This window comes from Paenibacillus oryziterrae (genome assembly GCF_042610485.1).
Lineage (GTDB): Bacteria > Bacillota > Bacilli > Paenibacillales > Paenibacillaceae > Paenibacillus_AQ.
In genome coordinates this window covers 32,152-46,671 of sequence record NZ_JBGJZO010000021.1, presented here as the reverse complement: position 1 = coordinate 46,671, position 14,520 = coordinate 32,152, and the positions used below count along the sequence as shown (strand labels likewise).

At 48.9% G+C, this 14,520-nt stretch carries 17 protein-coding genes; 8 read left to right on the top strand and 9 right to left on the bottom strand.

Annotation, left to right across the window (positions count from 1 at the left end; all coding sequences use genetic code 11):
* Positions 1–34 precede the first annotated feature (34 nt).
* The 6 genes from yhbY (at position 35) to ACAN55_RS18685 (ending at position 3,587) form a co-directional block, all read left to right on the top strand.
* Complete coding sequence (gene yhbY, locus ACAN55_RS18710) at positions 35–328, top strand: ribosome assembly RNA-binding protein YhbY (RefSeq protein WP_379136238.1); 294 nt, start codon at positions 35–37, stop codon at positions 326–328.
* Positions 329–340: 12 nt separating this feature from the next.
* On the top strand, positions 341–943 hold the full coding sequence (locus ACAN55_RS18705; RefSeq protein ID WP_379136236.1) for a nicotinate-nucleotide adenylyltransferase: 603 nt from the start codon (positions 341–343) through the stop codon (positions 941–943).
* Positions 915–1,493, top strand: a complete 579-nt coding sequence (gene yqeK / locus ACAN55_RS18700; protein ID WP_379136329.1) for a bis(5'-nucleosyl)-tetraphosphatase (symmetrical) YqeK — start codon at positions 915–917, stop codon at positions 1,491–1,493. The genes ACAN55_RS18705 and yqeK overlap by 29 nt, the downstream gene beginning before the upstream one ends.
* Positions 1,490–1,837 carry a ribosome silencing factor gene (rsfS, locus tag ACAN55_RS18695; RefSeq protein ID WP_379136233.1) on the top strand — a complete coding sequence of 116 codons (348 nt, stop codon included), beginning with the start codon at positions 1,490–1,492 and terminating at the stop codon, positions 1,835–1,837. Before yqeK ends, rsfS begins: the two co-directional genes overlap by 4 nt.
* The gene (locus tag ACAN55_RS18690) at positions 1,834–2,751 is read left to right on the top strand and encodes a CvfB family protein (protein ID WP_379136326.1); all 918 of its coding nucleotides are present in this window, start codon (positions 1,834–1,836) and stop codon (positions 2,749–2,751) included. The genes rsfS and ACAN55_RS18690 overlap by 4 nt, the downstream gene beginning before the upstream one ends.
* A gap of 65 nt (positions 2,752–2,816) precedes the next feature.
* Complete coding sequence (locus tag ACAN55_RS18685; RefSeq protein ID WP_379136229.1) at positions 2,817–3,587, top strand: class I SAM-dependent DNA methyltransferase; 771 nt, start codon at positions 2,817–2,819, stop codon at positions 3,585–3,587.
* A gap of 133 nt (positions 3,588–3,720) precedes the next feature.
* Here the strand turns inward: ACAN55_RS18685 and ACAN55_RS18680 are convergent, their stop codons facing one another.
* The 8 genes from ACAN55_RS18680 to ACAN55_RS18645 all read right to left on the bottom strand — a co-directional run bounded on the left by ACAN55_RS18680 (position 3,721) and on the right by ACAN55_RS18645 (position 11,086).
* The gene (locus ACAN55_RS18680; protein ID WP_379136226.1) at positions 3,721–3,882 is read right to left on the bottom strand and encodes an asparagine synthase; all 162 of its coding nucleotides are present in this window, start codon (positions 3,880–3,882) and stop codon (positions 3,721–3,723) included.
* Positions 3,883–4,248: 366 nt separating this feature from the next.
* Complete coding sequence (locus tag ACAN55_RS18675) at positions 4,249–4,476, bottom strand: hypothetical protein (RefSeq protein WP_379136224.1); 228 nt, start codon at positions 4,474–4,476, stop codon at positions 4,249–4,251.
* Position 4,477: 1 nt separating this feature from the next.
* Positions 4,478–5,578 (bottom strand): GerAB/ArcD/ProY family transporter, encoded by a 1,101-nt coding sequence (locus ACAN55_RS18670; protein ID WP_379136221.1) that lies wholly within the window; start codon positions 5,576–5,578, stop codon positions 4,478–4,480.
* A 46-nt stretch (positions 5,579–5,624) separates the two neighbouring features.
* Entirely contained in the window at positions 5,625–6,857 is a 1,233-nt protein-coding gene (locus ACAN55_RS18665; RefSeq protein WP_379136218.1) for a Ger(x)C family spore germination protein, read from the bottom strand.
* Between the two features lie 12 nt (positions 6,858–6,869).
* Positions 6,870–8,495: a spore germination protein gene (locus ACAN55_RS18660; protein ID WP_379136215.1), complete on the bottom strand. Its 1,626-nt coding sequence runs from the start codon at positions 8,493–8,495 to the stop codon at positions 6,870–6,872.
* Positions 8,496–8,628: 133 nt separating this feature from the next.
* Positions 8,629–9,156 (bottom strand): hypothetical protein, encoded by a 528-nt coding sequence (locus ACAN55_RS18655; protein ID WP_379136212.1) that lies wholly within the window; start codon positions 9,154–9,156, stop codon positions 8,629–8,631.
* Positions 9,157–9,389: 233 nt separating this feature from the next.
* Positions 9,390–10,202, bottom strand: coding sequence for an ABC transporter permease subunit (locus ACAN55_RS18650; RefSeq protein ID WP_379136210.1), 813 nt, complete (start codon positions 10,200–10,202; stop codon positions 9,390–9,392).
* The gene (locus ACAN55_RS18645) at positions 10,199–11,086 is read right to left on the bottom strand and encodes an ABC transporter ATP-binding protein (protein ID WP_379136206.1); all 888 of its coding nucleotides are present in this window, start codon (positions 11,084–11,086) and stop codon (positions 10,199–10,201) included. Before ACAN55_RS18645 ends, ACAN55_RS18650 begins: the two co-directional genes overlap by 4 nt.
* A gap of 371 nt (positions 11,087–11,457) precedes the next feature.
* Between ACAN55_RS18645 and ACAN55_RS18640 the strand changes: the two genes are divergently transcribed.
* On the top strand, positions 11,458–12,057 hold the full coding sequence (locus ACAN55_RS18640) for a TetR/AcrR family transcriptional regulator (RefSeq protein WP_379136204.1): 600 nt from the start codon (positions 11,458–11,460) through the stop codon (positions 12,055–12,057).
* Between the two features lie 94 nt (positions 12,058–12,151).
* On the top strand, positions 12,152–12,619 hold the full coding sequence (locus tag ACAN55_RS18635) for a MarR family winged helix-turn-helix transcriptional regulator (protein WP_379136200.1): 468 nt from the start codon (positions 12,152–12,154) through the stop codon (positions 12,617–12,619).
* A gap of 79 nt (positions 12,620–12,698) precedes the next feature.
* Here ACAN55_RS18635 and ACAN55_RS18630 read toward each other — a convergent pair whose 3' ends face one another.
* A complete protein-coding gene (locus ACAN55_RS18630; RefSeq protein ID WP_379136197.1) occupies positions 12,699–14,342 on the bottom strand; it encodes an MDR family MFS transporter in 1,644 nt (547 codons plus the stop codon).
* Positions 14,343–14,520 lie beyond the last annotated feature (178 nt).

The window sequence follows — 14,520 nt, the reverse complement described above, 5'->3', positions numbered from 1 at the left end:
TAATAATATATTTAATTAAGGAGTTAATTCATTTATGTTAACAGGAAAACAAAAACGTCATCTGCGTTCCATGGCACACCATCTTGACCCGGTATTTCAGGTCGGCAAAGGCGGCGTCAATGAGAATCTCATCCGTCATATCGAGGAAGCCATCGAGAAGCGCGAGCTGATGAAGATCAACGTACTGAATAACAATATTGATGATCCAAAGCTCATCGGTGCGGAGCTTGCAGAACTATCCGGCGCCGAGCTGGTACAGGTTATCGGTAAGACGATTGTGCTCTACAAGGAATCCAAAGACAACAAGACGATTGAACTGCCGCGCTAGGGAGGTGTCCTCTTGAAAGTTGGCATTATGGGAGGTACCTTTGATCCGCTTCACATCGGGCATATGCTGGCAGCGGAAGCAGCCAGGGATAGTTACAGCCTGGATGAAGTCTGGTTTATGCCCTCACATATTCCACCGCACAAACATGAGGCTGGAGTATCGGGGAAAGACAGACTGGCAATGGTACGGGAAACGGTGAAGGACCATGCTTGTTTCCGGACGCTGGACTGGGAAGTTGCCCGGGGCGGGGTGTCCTATACCATCGAGACGGTAAAAAGGCTGCAGGAAGAATTCCCGCAGATCGAGCTGTATTTCATCATTGGAGCGGATATGGTTCAGTACCTGCCGAAATGGCACGGTATTGATGAACTCGTTCAGCGGCTTACGTTTATCGGTGTGGGTCGTCCGGGGACTCCTTTAGATCTGGATGTGCTTCCGGTCCATATTGCAGCCAAGGTCATGCTTGCTGATATGCCGCTAATCGATATTTCGTCGACGATGATCCGGCAATGGGCTGCAGAAGGCAGATCGATCCGGTATATGGTTCCGGAGCCTGTGTATGAACATCTTCAAAGGAGTGGATTGTATGGAGTACAGCCGCGAAGCGCTGATTGAGAGCGTCTGTGCACAAATGCCTGACAAGCGCTGGAAGCATACATTAGGCGTTATGGAATCTGCTGTCAAGCTGGCAGAGCGTTATGGCGCAGACCCGCAGCGGGCTGAGAAAGCTGCCATTTTGCATGATGTGGCTAAATACTGGCCCGTAGACAAAATGCGCGCAATTATCGAGGATAACGGCTTGTCACAGGAATTGCTGCTTCACGATAAGCAGCTGTGGCATGCGGAAGTTGGGGCTTATGTAGCCGCGACCGATTATGGTATTCAGGACCAGGAAGTGCTGGATGCCATCCGTTATCACACTTCGGGAAGGGAAGGCATGGGACTTCTGGAGAAGATCGTATGTCTTGCCGATTATATTGAGCCTGGCCGGGATTTCCCGGGAGTGGACCGGATACGCAAGTTGTCGAAGTCCAGTCTTGAGGAAGGGCTGGTAGCTGGTTTGGATTCCACCATCAGCCTGCTGCTGGAGAAACGCCGGGTAGTGTTTCCATTAACCGTGCTGGCACGGAATGATTTAGTTCGAATATTGGAGGAAAAAGAATGAAATTAAATTCAGAGAAATTGTTAGGGCTTACCGTTAAGGCTCTCGAAGATAAGAAGGCAGTCAATGTAGTAGCATTAGATTTGCGGACGATTTCGCCGATCAGCGATTATTTTGTAATCTGCCATGGTAATTCCGATGTTCAGGTACAGGCGATTGCGACCGAGGTCCGCAAAGTCGTTCATGAGGCAGGCGGCGTGATCCGCGGGATTGAAGGCATGGATTCAGCACGTTGGGTGCTATTGGATCTGGGGGATGTTGTTGTTCACATTTTCCACCGCGATGAACGCGAATATTACAATATTGAGCGTCTGTGGTCAGATGCCAAGGTTGTGACGACGATATGAGTCTGATTGCCGGAACAGTAGTTACACTGAAGGTAGCACGGGAAGTATCGCCGTACGGTTATTTTCTGACTGCAGGCGATCAGGATGTAATGCTTCACTATACAGAGCTTGAAAGTAAAATCAAACCGGGTGACTCGGTTGAGGTCTTTCTGTTCTTTGATACCGAGGATCGTCTCGCGGCTACTATGAAAAAACCGTATTTAACGCTGGGTGAAATGGCGCTGCTCGAAGTGGCGGATATTCATCCGCGTCTGGGTTGTTTCCTGGAGATGGGGCTTGGGCGCCAGTTGCTCCTGCCTATCCGCGAACTGCCGGAGCTTAAAGAGCTGCAACCGCAAGTCGGCGACTGTGTATATGTCATCATGGAGCATGACAAGCAGGGACGTCTTCGTGCCAAACTTGCAGGAGAATATGAGCTTATGGAGCATGCCTTTGCCGCTCCTTCCACATGGAAAGGGCAGACCGTAACAGCACGGGTATATAAGCCGCTGCAGATGGGTACTTTTGTACTGGTCGATGGAGGCGTACTTGGTTTCGGTGTGATTGGCATGGTACACTCTTCTGAACGCAGCCGTCTGCTACGTCTGGGAGAACAATTCGAAGCCCGGATCTCACATATCCGTGAAGACGGACGGGTGAATCTGTCCATGACTCAACGCAAGGAAGTGGGACGGGATATCGACTCAGCGAACCTGCTGGAATTCCTGAACACCCGCCCGGGTGGAGCGATGCCGTATTCGGATGAAACACCGGCGGACATCATCAAGCAACGTTTTGGCATCAGCAAATCGGCCTTCAAACGGGCCCTAGGCAAGCTGATGAAAGAAGGGCTTGTAACTCAAAAAGAGAACTGGACTTATCTTGCCAACAAACAGAACGATGAGTCATCTGACAATAATGAGGTTTCAGAATAGAATATGTGTCAAAGCTAAGGCTCCACGATGTGGGGCCACTTTACTGAGAAAGAGCGGTGTACCTAGTGTCTTCATACGGGAAATTCGCCTATGTTTATGACCAGCTCATGGCCGATATGCCTTATCCGGACTGGCTTGCATTTGCTGAAGCGGCGTGGAAAAAGCTTGGAAAGCCGGTAACTGTAGCGGAGCTGGGCTGCGGAACAGGCAGTATAACCATTCCTTTAGCCAGTGCGGGTTACCATATGAACGGCATCGATTTGTCATCGGACATGCTTGCCGTCGCGCAACGCAAGATGGAGGAGCATCCGCTGGCACGTCGTTTTTTGCGGGAAGGCAGTGTTCGCTGGATCCGGCAGAATATGAAGGACTGGGAGCTGCCTGAACCGGTAGATTCCGTGATTTCGTTCTGTGACTGTCTAAATTATCTGCTGGAGGAGAGCGAAATTCAGGCTGTTTTTGCCCGTACTTTCGCAGGATTGAAGACAGGAGGAACCTTCCTGTTCGACGTACATCATCCGAATACCCTGATCCGGTATGAAGAGGAGCAGCCTTTTATTCTGGATGAAGATGAAGTGTCCTATATCTGGACATGCGAGCTGGATGTCCCACGCCGTGAGATTGAGCATCATCTATCGATATTCGCCCGCGAGGACGGCCGCAGTGATCTGTACCGCCGTTTCGAAGAGACGCATATTCAGCGTGCCTATGATCCGGAGTGGCTCACTGCAGAGCTACGCAACACTGGATTTAGTCAAGTTAACGTCTATGCCGATTTCGAGTGGGTGGAAGCAGGCGATGACGCCCAGCGGCTCTTCTACGTAGCGGTCAAATAAGCAATCCTAACCATAAGCGGTCCAGCCTGATGAACAGGTCGGGTCGCTTTTGTATGTTAACGGTCGGAATCCAGCTAACCCTACAAAAAACCGCCAGACACGTTAATCGCGTCCAGCGGCATCCTCCAACTCATTACCGATGCTCAATCAGGTCGATAGCCCCCAGGACGATATGGGCAAGACCGAATCCGAGCACGCCTGTTGCGACCATCTTATACTTGCTTCTTCCAAGAAAAGCGGCGCCTGAAGCAGAAACAACGGTTCCAAGAACGGTAGGTATCAGACCTTCACGCATTCGAAACACTCCTTCTCGGTGGTTTGGGAGACAACATTAGTGTGCGTCCACCGAAGGTTGTTTATGCAGCAGAGCTACTTTGCTCAGGAGTAATGAACTAAAGATTATACCATTTGGGCGGGGCGTAACTACGGTGAATGTTTGGACTTCCGGCCGCTGTTGTCTCCCGATTTCTTGACTAAAACCACTGTTCGCGGTTCAAATCGAAAGCATACGCTGTCTTCGGATATATACCTCTGAGAATCATTCAATATATCCGAAGACCACAGCGATGTAGCAACAGTGCGTTCACGTAGCGCCTCTCAACTGTAGTTGCTTTAATAGCGTCTGACGAAATTGGCTAAAGAGAAATAGGATAGCCAGCTTTTAATTGTTCACCACATCAAACAACACCCGTGCCACCAGATCATGATCATAATTACCAAAATTGCGCTCATAGATCGTCAAGCCGCCGGAGTTACCGGTTTCGGAAACGGCGATTTTAAACTTGATATCCGATTGCTGGTGTAGGCCGATATCGCAAATCGTCACATCCGAGATGCGGCAGCCGTCGATGAAGGTGCCTTCGTCGTTAATGAGCAGCAGCTTGTTCATTTTATGCGGGTACAGATTTCTTCTTCCGCTTTGAGATGATCATCACCACTAACAGCAGCAAGGGCAGAGCCCCCTGAAAGACGGGCCACCAATAATTGACCACTACGTTGCGGCCGACTTCGATATGCCGGGTATAATTAGGTGCCAGGAAGGAAAGGGCAAAGATGATCGCTCCAACGGGAAGGATCCATTTTTTCGCGCTGATGCCGGTTATTCGCTCAAGTCCAATCACGGCACCGTTGAAAAAGGTAGTCATTTTGATCCCGACTCCAAGAAAAAGCACAAGGATAAACAAGGCATCCATCCGTTCCAATACTTCTGCTACTTGAATTAACTGCACCGTTTCCAGAAGCGGCAAAGTGCTGTTTGCTGCGAGTGTGGGCCCCAGAACAAGGATATTCAACTGATTAAAAGCAGTCAGCAGCAACGCCGTTAACACATACGAAATAATAACAGCTCTGGACAAGCCCCTACCTTTTAAGGCGAGCGGGTAAAAGACAAGAAATACAACCGTCTGCCCAAACGGAAAAGATACGATTTCAGGGACAGCCGCCTGGATCACGGGACTCCATCCATTTTCCAAAATCGGAAACATGAATTCAAAGTGCAGGAGGCCGGTAGCCGGAATAAAGATGCCAATGATCATATAACTCACTACGATTACGGGTAAAAGCACTACACAGATCAGGAAAAAGACTTCGGGACCGTGCCGTACGTTGTTAGATATAACCATTATGGCTGCTAACAGAATAATCCATAGTGATGTCTTGTTCAGCAGAGTCATTACCGTTACCTCGGCTAAATCACGCAAATTCCGTGAAGTCTCATAGGTGAAATAGCCAATAAATAACAGGTTCATCAATGTACCGAGATATTTGCCCATATAGCGGCGGAATAGGCGGAACAAATCAAGTCGTGGATCGAGCTGGTGAATCGCTAGATGCAATAAGAGCAGGAGCAGGCCGATGGATGACCCCAGGAGCATCGCTAACCAGGCATCCTGCTTGGCCTCCGCTCCCATCATAAACAAGGTGGTGCTTCCAACCTCGAATAGAGCAAGGCAGACGATCAGTTCAGACACTCTGCTTGTACTTTGGCTCATTAGTAAAAAGCACTCCTTTTATGCATTGGAATTCATAGATTTTCGGTTATTCCGTTTCAGTCATCAGCAATTTGCTTAGCGACTTCTGAAAGAGTCCGGGACGCCGGATTACAGCCTTAACATCTAGGTTGATCTCCATTCTGGACAGTTCCTCGGGCCATATGTCTTTATTCTGCTTCCAATAGTGCGGGTATTTCCGGTGAACTTTATCAGCGATTCCAACCAGATCGATATCCAGCCTTTGCACCGCGGTCCAGCCCTGCATGATTTGCGCCTCGACGATCTTTTCCACTTGTTTCTGCATGTGAGCAACGCTTCTGCTCTTTGAGATATCCTCCCCGGAGGTTGAACCGATGAGTTCGCCTGCAACTTTGGCTTTCACGTTCAGGGTAAAATGCAGGGGACCCTTCACCGGCGTTACTGTAACTTTGGTCTTGTCGACTCGGAAAGTTGATAAGGCTGTATCACCCGAATCTGAATTCTCGTCTTTAAAAGAGAGCGTGCTGCTCTTCACATGATTCGTCAGCCAGGAGATACCGAGGCTCTCCCGCCGGTTCAGAGAAGCAACTCGACGGGCGTGATGGAATACGCTTAGGCCGGACAATTTTAACTTAAGCCTCGGGGACGTTTGTTTGAAAATATCAATGGATTTCGGCGAGGTGCCATCCGAGCCGGCTAGCGACACTTCAGGAACGCCTACAGCCCCGCTGTCGGAAATCGTTTTTAGAGTTAATTCATACACCGATATTGAAGGATAATAAGCGCCTAGACTATTGTCCATCTTCAGAATTTTCTTTAGCGCCTGCCCTGGAATTTTCTCGGGGGGGACAAGCATCTTTAAGAGATTCCGTGCCTCCCCGTCAGCAATTAATACGTTGACGGTCTCCCGCGCATCCGTGCTTCGGAAATAAGTGTCGAGCACTTCCTCGATGCCAGCTTCGGCCGCCTTTTTACCGATAATGAGCACATTATTATGGGCGAAATACAGCTTACGCGGATTCTCCAGGTTGCTGGTGTCTATAGCTTCTCTGATCGTTGTGCCATGGGTAGAGAACGTATGGACTGCCGCCTGAGAGGAGCCTCCACCGGGAGATACACTACTGCCTGCGGAAATTGCAGAGGGGATAATCACCTGGTAGGTTATTGTCCAATCCCCTTTGACCCCATCCACACCTGTAGCTGCCAGAATTCCGAGATCATTCAGCTCAATCCGGCTCCCGCAGCCTGATAGTACTAGGCATGCCAGAACAAAAACAGAAATAACCCATAGTCGGCGCACGGTGTCCTCTCCTTATTTGCGGTTGGCTTGATTGTTTGGGCTCCTTTTATCTGCTGAATCTACGGGATACTGATGAGGGGCCTGCCTGTTAATATTGGACCCTGTTTTTTCTTTAGGTCTGGTCTTCATGGACCACCAGGGTACACGGAGAATCGTATCTTTCAGGGCTGACTTCGTGAACGGCGCATAAGGGGTGAAATAGGGTACACCGAAGGACTTCAGCGAGACGACATGAAACAAGATAGGGATGGTTCCAACCAGGATTCCGAATAATCCGAGCGTCCCTGCCAGCAGCATCAGGAAAAAGCGAAGCAGCCTTACGGTAGAGGCCATATTAAAGGATGGAATCACAAAATTCGATATCGCTGTAAAAGATACTACGATAACCATGGCGGCGGAGACCAGTCCAGCTTGTACAGCGGCTTGGCCGATAACGAGAGCACCAACAATAGATATCGCCGGACCAATAACACGGGGCATACGAACGCCGGCTTCGCGGATAACCTCAAAGATTAATTCCATAATCAACGCTTCGAGCAAAGCCGGAAAGGGCGTTCCTTCCCGCTGTGCCGCCAGCGAGATTAACAGAGTCGTCGGCAACATCTCTTGTTGAAAGGTCGTTATCGCAATAAACAGGGATGGAAGCAGCAAAGCGACCATAAAGGACAGGAGACGGATAGCCCGCAGGAAGCTGGAGATATCATATCGCTGGTAGTAATCCTCACTCGATTGAAGGAAATTAAAGAAAGTAACTGGTGCAATCAAAACAAAAGGTGTCCCGTCAATAAAAATGGCGATTTGTCCCTCCAATAGGCATCCCGCTGCAGTATCCGGGCGTTCCGTGTTTAAGATGGTAGGGAAAGGGGAAAAAGCTGCATCCTGAATGAATTCTTCGATATAGCCGCTTTCAAGGATACTGTCTGTGTCGATGGATTGAAGGCGCATATTGATTTCATTAATAACTTCCCGGTTGGCGAGTCCTTCAATGTAAGCCAGAACAACTTTGGTCTGTGTATACTGCCCGATAATATGACTCTCGAACTTAAGTTCGGGCGTCCGTAGTTTTCGTCTGAGCAGTGTGAGATTAGTGGAGATCTCCTCATTAAAACCTTCCTTGGGCCCACGGATTACAGTCTGGGAGGTAGGTTCCTCCACCCCGCGGCGCTGCCCTCCTGCTATGCCAACGGCAAGGGCAGATGGAGTACCCTCTAGCACAATTACGGCATTTCCGGCAAGGATCGCTTGAATCAGCTGCCCTTCGGAGTAAATAACCCGGATATTGCCAAGCGGGAGTGTTCTCTTAAGCACAGCAGCTGCGGCCTGGGTGTCAGAATCCATGATGCGGGAACATAGAGGTGCTATTTCTATTACGATGGCCTCTATCAGATCTGCCAGCAGACTTTGCTCAACTAGACCTTCGATATAGCAAACGGCTAACAGACTGGGATCCGCAGGATGTTCAGTGAAATCACGGATGACAAAGTCAGGGCTATGCCCGAGCTTCGAGTTCAGCAGGGATAACGTATGAGGCAAGGAGATGTGTATAGGCTGATCGTTAGCTTGCTGTCTAAGGAGTGCAGTATCCCGGCTGTATCGTGGTTCGGATTTGAAGACACTTTTGATCCAATTGGTCGGCAACGGAATCTCCCCCTATGTTTATGCCTCATATCGTGTGCATGTGGGCTGGAAAATATACGGAGAAAACGCAAAAATACACCCTCCGGAATCATGTCCCGGGGGGTGCATTGGCTTTAAAGATAACGATTCAGGCTTAAGGAATATATTGCTGCACGATTGAGGTAATAACACCATTCTTGATTGTGATATGGTATGGGAACCCGCTCAGATCAATGATGTCTGTCTTGCCAAATTCTTCGCTAAATTGCTGCAGTGGTAAGCTCTCATTCCACTGAATATCCAGATCCTCCATCTGTCCGGTATGGTCGAACATCTGCATAGTCACTGTTGCGTCGTCCGCTACCGGATAGGTTGTCAGTAAATCGCTATCGTTCACAATATAATAATCATCGGGAGGACCGCCGAGTTCTGCGGCTGCTTCAGGCTCCCGCTCAGCAAATATGATCGCTGCGCTTTCACCTTCATACCACTCGATTTCATCAGTGGTTATAGATAGACCTTTGTTATCTGTATGAAGCGACTGGATATAGACGGTAAGGTTCTGGCTGGCTTCGCCGGCTTCGGCATCAACCTGTGTGCCAACTGTGCTTGCCGTAGTGATCAGGGAAAGGGACAGCAGGACCGCGAAAGGTAAAGCAAACACATATTTTTTCATGAACATAAAGCGATCTCCCCCTTGGCAATAAGAAGCACAGTATAAGAATAATTACCCTGCGGGGTAGCTCTCAAACGGCTCTTGTATCTCTATAAACGAAAATAAGGCAGGAAGGTTGCATTTATTTTCAGGTATAATTTAGGGATTTACCACTGGAGGAGACCCGGGAGATCGTCAGCTTTCTGAACAGTTTGGTGCGGTCCATGTTCCTATGCCGTACAACGCACACATTTCCGGATTTAAAGCGGAAGATCGCGTCGTCTGAACATCTGGATGCCTACGAGGAAGGCGGCGAGTCCGATCAGCAGGAGCACGACGCAGGACTGTAGCACATTGGCAGTTCCGCCGACGATATCACCCGGACGATACAGTGTGAAGAGCGTAAAGTAGCGTAGCACGTCCAGCTGTTCACTTATTTTACCGAGCAGATCCAAAGTGAAAAAACCAAAGGTCAAGGCGCCGGAAATTCCGAGCGCTCGTTTCTCGTCATTCGATACACAGGAGACCAGAAAAGATATTGCCCCGATGGCGAAGAATAACAGGAATGCCACGGTATTCAGCTGCATGAACAGGCTGCTGTTGAATTCATAATCCCCGTGAAGAAAGATCGCATTACCCGCAAAACCGGTTGCCGTTGTTACCGCCATAATGATGAACAGTGCGGTGGCTAACACCAGAGCCTGGGTAGTGGCAATTTTTCTGCGGGTGGTGGGCGTAGCGAGAAGATAAGCCATCGAGCCCCGGTCAACCAGTTTCGCCATCAGTTGTGTGGACATTTGAACACAGACAATCGCCAGAATCAATACCAGAATGAGTCCGTAATATTCACCGGAGATAAAAGCTTCAAAGTTGGCGAACCCGTTGGTTAGTCCGAACGCGTTGTTGACCCCCTCCGGCATGGCGGACAGAAGATCATTGATGGCGTCTGTATTTTTGCCGATACCCGGGTAGAGCCAGATCATGAACAGAATGTAGAAAGCGGAACCGACTGCATAATTCATAATGCCTTTCAAGTTCACTTTAAGCATTTGTTTATATAGTGTCAGGTTCATTTGGAACCCTCCTCACGGTCATAATAGTTCATGAAAATATCCTCCAGGTTCTGCGTGAACACGTCGATGCTACGGATGTTGTATTTACCCGTCTCCCGGGTGAACTCATTGTAATTGCCCTGCACGGCGACCCGGACTTTGTTCCCTTCACGGGCCTCAACCTGAAGGCCGGAAGCGGCGAAGCTGGCAGCGTCCCCTTCCTGCTGGAACACAATCTCGAACAATTTACGCTGCATCGACTGCAGTTCATGAATATTTTTAACCGTAACGAGCTTACCGTCCTTGATGATGGCGGCGCGGTCACAGGTTCGTTCAATCTCGGGGAAGCTGTGCGAGGACATCAGGAAGGTCGTTCCGGCAGCTTTCTCCTCTAGCACGAGTTCAATGAACACCTTCTGCATCAGCGGGTCCAACCCGGAGGTTGACTCATCGAGGATAATAACCTCGGGACTGTGCATAAATGCGGCGACAATGCCGACCTTCTGCTTCATGCCCTTTGACATTTTGCGGATCGGTGTGGCTACATCGAACTGGAGGCGGCGAATCAGGCTATCCCGTTTGGAGGTATCCTTAACGCCTTGCATCGCCAGCATGAAATCCAGAAAGCCTGCTCCAGTCATTTCATCAATAAAAGCGATTTCTCCCGGCAGATAACCGATATGTTTCTGCACTGTACCCTGAGCTTTCCAGACATCCATTCCCAGGATACTTGCCGAGCCCTTGTCGGGCTTTATGAAGCCCATAATATGTCGGATGGTGGTTGATTTACCAGCGCCGTTCGGCCCCAGAAACCCGAAGACCTCCCCTTTATTCACCGTGAAAGTTACATCTTCAATCCCTTTGCCATTTGAAAAACGTTTCGTTAAGCCTTCAACCCTCAGCATACTGCTGACCCCCCGGCCAAAATAATGAAATATTATTAAGCTGATATTTCATATGTTATAATAGACCTGAGTATGACCCAAGTCAACATAATTATGAAATATTTTCGTTGTATTATTTCATGAAATGCAAACTTTCATGTGCTGAACTAGATGATAATGGATTAATGTGAGTGGAGGAAGGGAATTTTGGAACTGAAGGAGCGTTAGCGTCCGCCTTTATGTTTGGATTTCTACCGCTCGCAGCGGAATATAATCAGGAAATCCAAACATAACAGCGGCCGAAAGTCCAAATATTCACTGGAACTACGACCGATTAATCCCAAATGGCACCAAGTTCAGCTGTACATAAATTCCGGATAGGGTGAATCCATATGAACGGCTTCGAGAAGAGAGCAGCTCTGATCAAAGAGAAAATCATGAATACCACGCTAGAGATGCTCGGGACCTGGGAGCCGAAAAAAATGCGGGTGGCTGACATCGCCAAAGCTGCAGGCGTCTCGCAAGTGACCATTTATAACTACTTCGGCAGTAAGGAAGCGCTGCTGCGCGAGACTTTCAAGGGTTTTGTCGAAAATTCTGTCCGCGACTATGAGGAATTCGCGGCCGGCAAACCATCGCTGAAGGAGATTATCGAGTATACTCTGATTAAGGAGAAAGAAGCATACTCCATCCTGCCGGTGGGCACGGTCAAGGAACTGATGGTTGATGATCCTGAGACATTACGTTATGTAGAGCATCATTATGAGAATAATGTAATTCCGCTAATCGTAACAATGGTGGAGGACGGCAAAGCCAGCGGTGAGATTTCGGAGAGGGTATCTGTGAAATCGGTGCTGTTCTTCATGCAGATGTATATGCGTAGCGCTTCGGAGTTGCTGGAAACAGCCCGCGGACAAGAGGATACGAACGGATTCCTAGAGGAAGTTGTGCATTTATTCTACTACGGAATATGCGGCCGGGAGCAGGACTAGTCCGGCAGTTCAGACTAAGGAATATTGTTAGGCAGTGTTCGGTTATTGACGGACAGGCTTAGGGTTAGGATTATATAGAGTATGAGGTGCGAGCATGAGTGAAGGCAAATATGAGAATATGGATGCTTTGATCGAGGCTTTCCAGCAGTTTGGCAAGATGAATTGGCGGAAGACTACGATGTGGGGGCTGAAGCCTAGTGAAATCCGGGTACTGATTACCATCAAGACGGGAATTGAGCGTGAAGGTAAAAAAGGCCAGACCGTATCCGAGATTAGTAAGCTGCTGAAAGTGACCTCTCCTACGGTGACACAAATGGTCAACAGCCTGATTGCACAGGGTTACGCTGTGCGGACTACGGATACCCAGGACCGGAGAATCAGCGAAATTACACTTACCGATAAGGGAAATCACCTGGCAGATATGGCCGCTGCCAAAATCCGCGAAACCTTCAAAGGGATGATTGATTACCTAGGCAAGGAGCAGAGCGATACGCTGATGCAGCTGCTGAACGGTGTGTATGCCTATTTTGACGATATTAACAACCAGCAGAGCGACTTTTAAGACAGCCTGGCTGACACGAAAAAGTCCCGCAGCATATCTGATGCTGACGGGACTTTTTGCGTAGATTGAATATTATCAGTTATTGCGCGTCAATTGCACTTACAGCAACAGGCTTACCTAACTTGGGAGCCTGACTCTTATCCTCAGTCTTAACTTCGGTTTTAGCTTCTGTACTACGTAATGGAATTTCTTTAATGAAGATAACGAGGAGTGACGCGATAACAAGCAAGGCGGTGCCGCTCAGGAAGACGACGGTCAATGAATCACTTAGGGCCGAACGCAGCATCTCGATGAGCTGATTGAACAGCGGCTGGATCTGCTCTGGCAGCGTAGCATGAAGCTCCTTAAGTTTAGGCTGATCCAGCAGCATTTGCGGGTTCATGAATGCGGACAGCTGCTGTGCGGATTCGGCCGGAAGTGCCGACAGATCGGGACCTTGTCCGGAAGCGACCGCAGATTCCAGCTTGTTCGTCAGAGTGGTGTTCATGATTGTACCCATGAAGGCGATCCCGATTGTACCGCCTAAATTACGGAACAGGGTATTTGTGGCAGTGGCAACCCCAAGCATGGAAGGAGCAACTGCATTCTGCACGGTCAGCGTGAATACCGGCATGGCCAGGCCTAGGCCGATACCGAAGATAACCATACTGGCAACCGCCAGCGGAATGCTGTTCATAAAAGCCATCAGGACCATAGCTCCAACCATAAACGGCATCCCAATCAGCGCATAACGCTTGTATTTACCCGACTTCGAGATCCAGCGTCCGGCCATTGTGCTCAGCACCACCATCATCAGTGACATTGGCATGTTGATAAAACCGGAATTGGTAGGCGAGACACCTTCTACACCCTGCACGAAGAACGGGAGGTAGATCATTGCACCCATCATGCCGGCGTTCATTAGGAAGCCGATAATCATGGAGAGTGTTACTACTGAATTTTTGAACAGCGATAGCGGCAGCACCGGACTTTTCGCTTTGCGTTCAATCAGGATGAGTATAATGGTCCCGGCAATGGACGCGCCGAACAGACTGAGAATCTCGGGTGAACCCCAATCAAATTTGCTTCCCCCCCAAGAGAAGCCGAGGAGCAGTGCAACAATAGTCAGCGACAGGAAGATCGAACCCAGATAGTCGATGGATTCGGAGGCCGACCGGGTGGTTTTGGGGAACATTCTCCAGATCATTGCAAATGCGACAAAACCCAGCGGAAGGAAGAGCCAGAATATCCATCTCCAGTCCATATGATCGACCATGAATCCGCCAAGGGTAGGGCCGATGACGCTGGAGAAGCCGAACACGGCCATCATAATTCCTGTCCATTTGGCCCTTTCCCGCGGAGCGAATAAATCCCCTACGGCCGTTACGGTCGCAGACATCAGAATACCGCCTCCGAGCCCTTGAATACCGCGGTAAATGATCATTTGATAGATGGTGTTCGATAATCCGGACAGAAATGCGCCAATGATAAAAATAACAATCCCTGCAAGCAGGAATGGCTTTCTTCCGTAAATATCGGATAATTTCCCTACCAGAACAGTAGCGATCGTGGAGGTAAGCATATAAATGGTGATGACCCAGGTATAATGCTCAATACCTCCGAGAATGGCGATAATTCGCGGCATTGCGGTACCGACAATCGTCTGGTTAATGGCTGCAAAAAACATGGCCGCCATTAAAGCAATCATAATGGTGACCTTTTTCTTGTGTGAAAGATGCTCCACTGTGCAGTTCCTCTCCTTTGTATGCTGTCTGTTTTTATAGTTTGGAAAGCTTAGGTTTATATTTAGGTAGCCAAACTATCTTTTATGTATCATACACAGTATTCAGGCAGACTACAACTGTTAAATTTATTGGAATGGCTGGTACAACATCAGTTTACCTCTTGATTTTTATTAAATA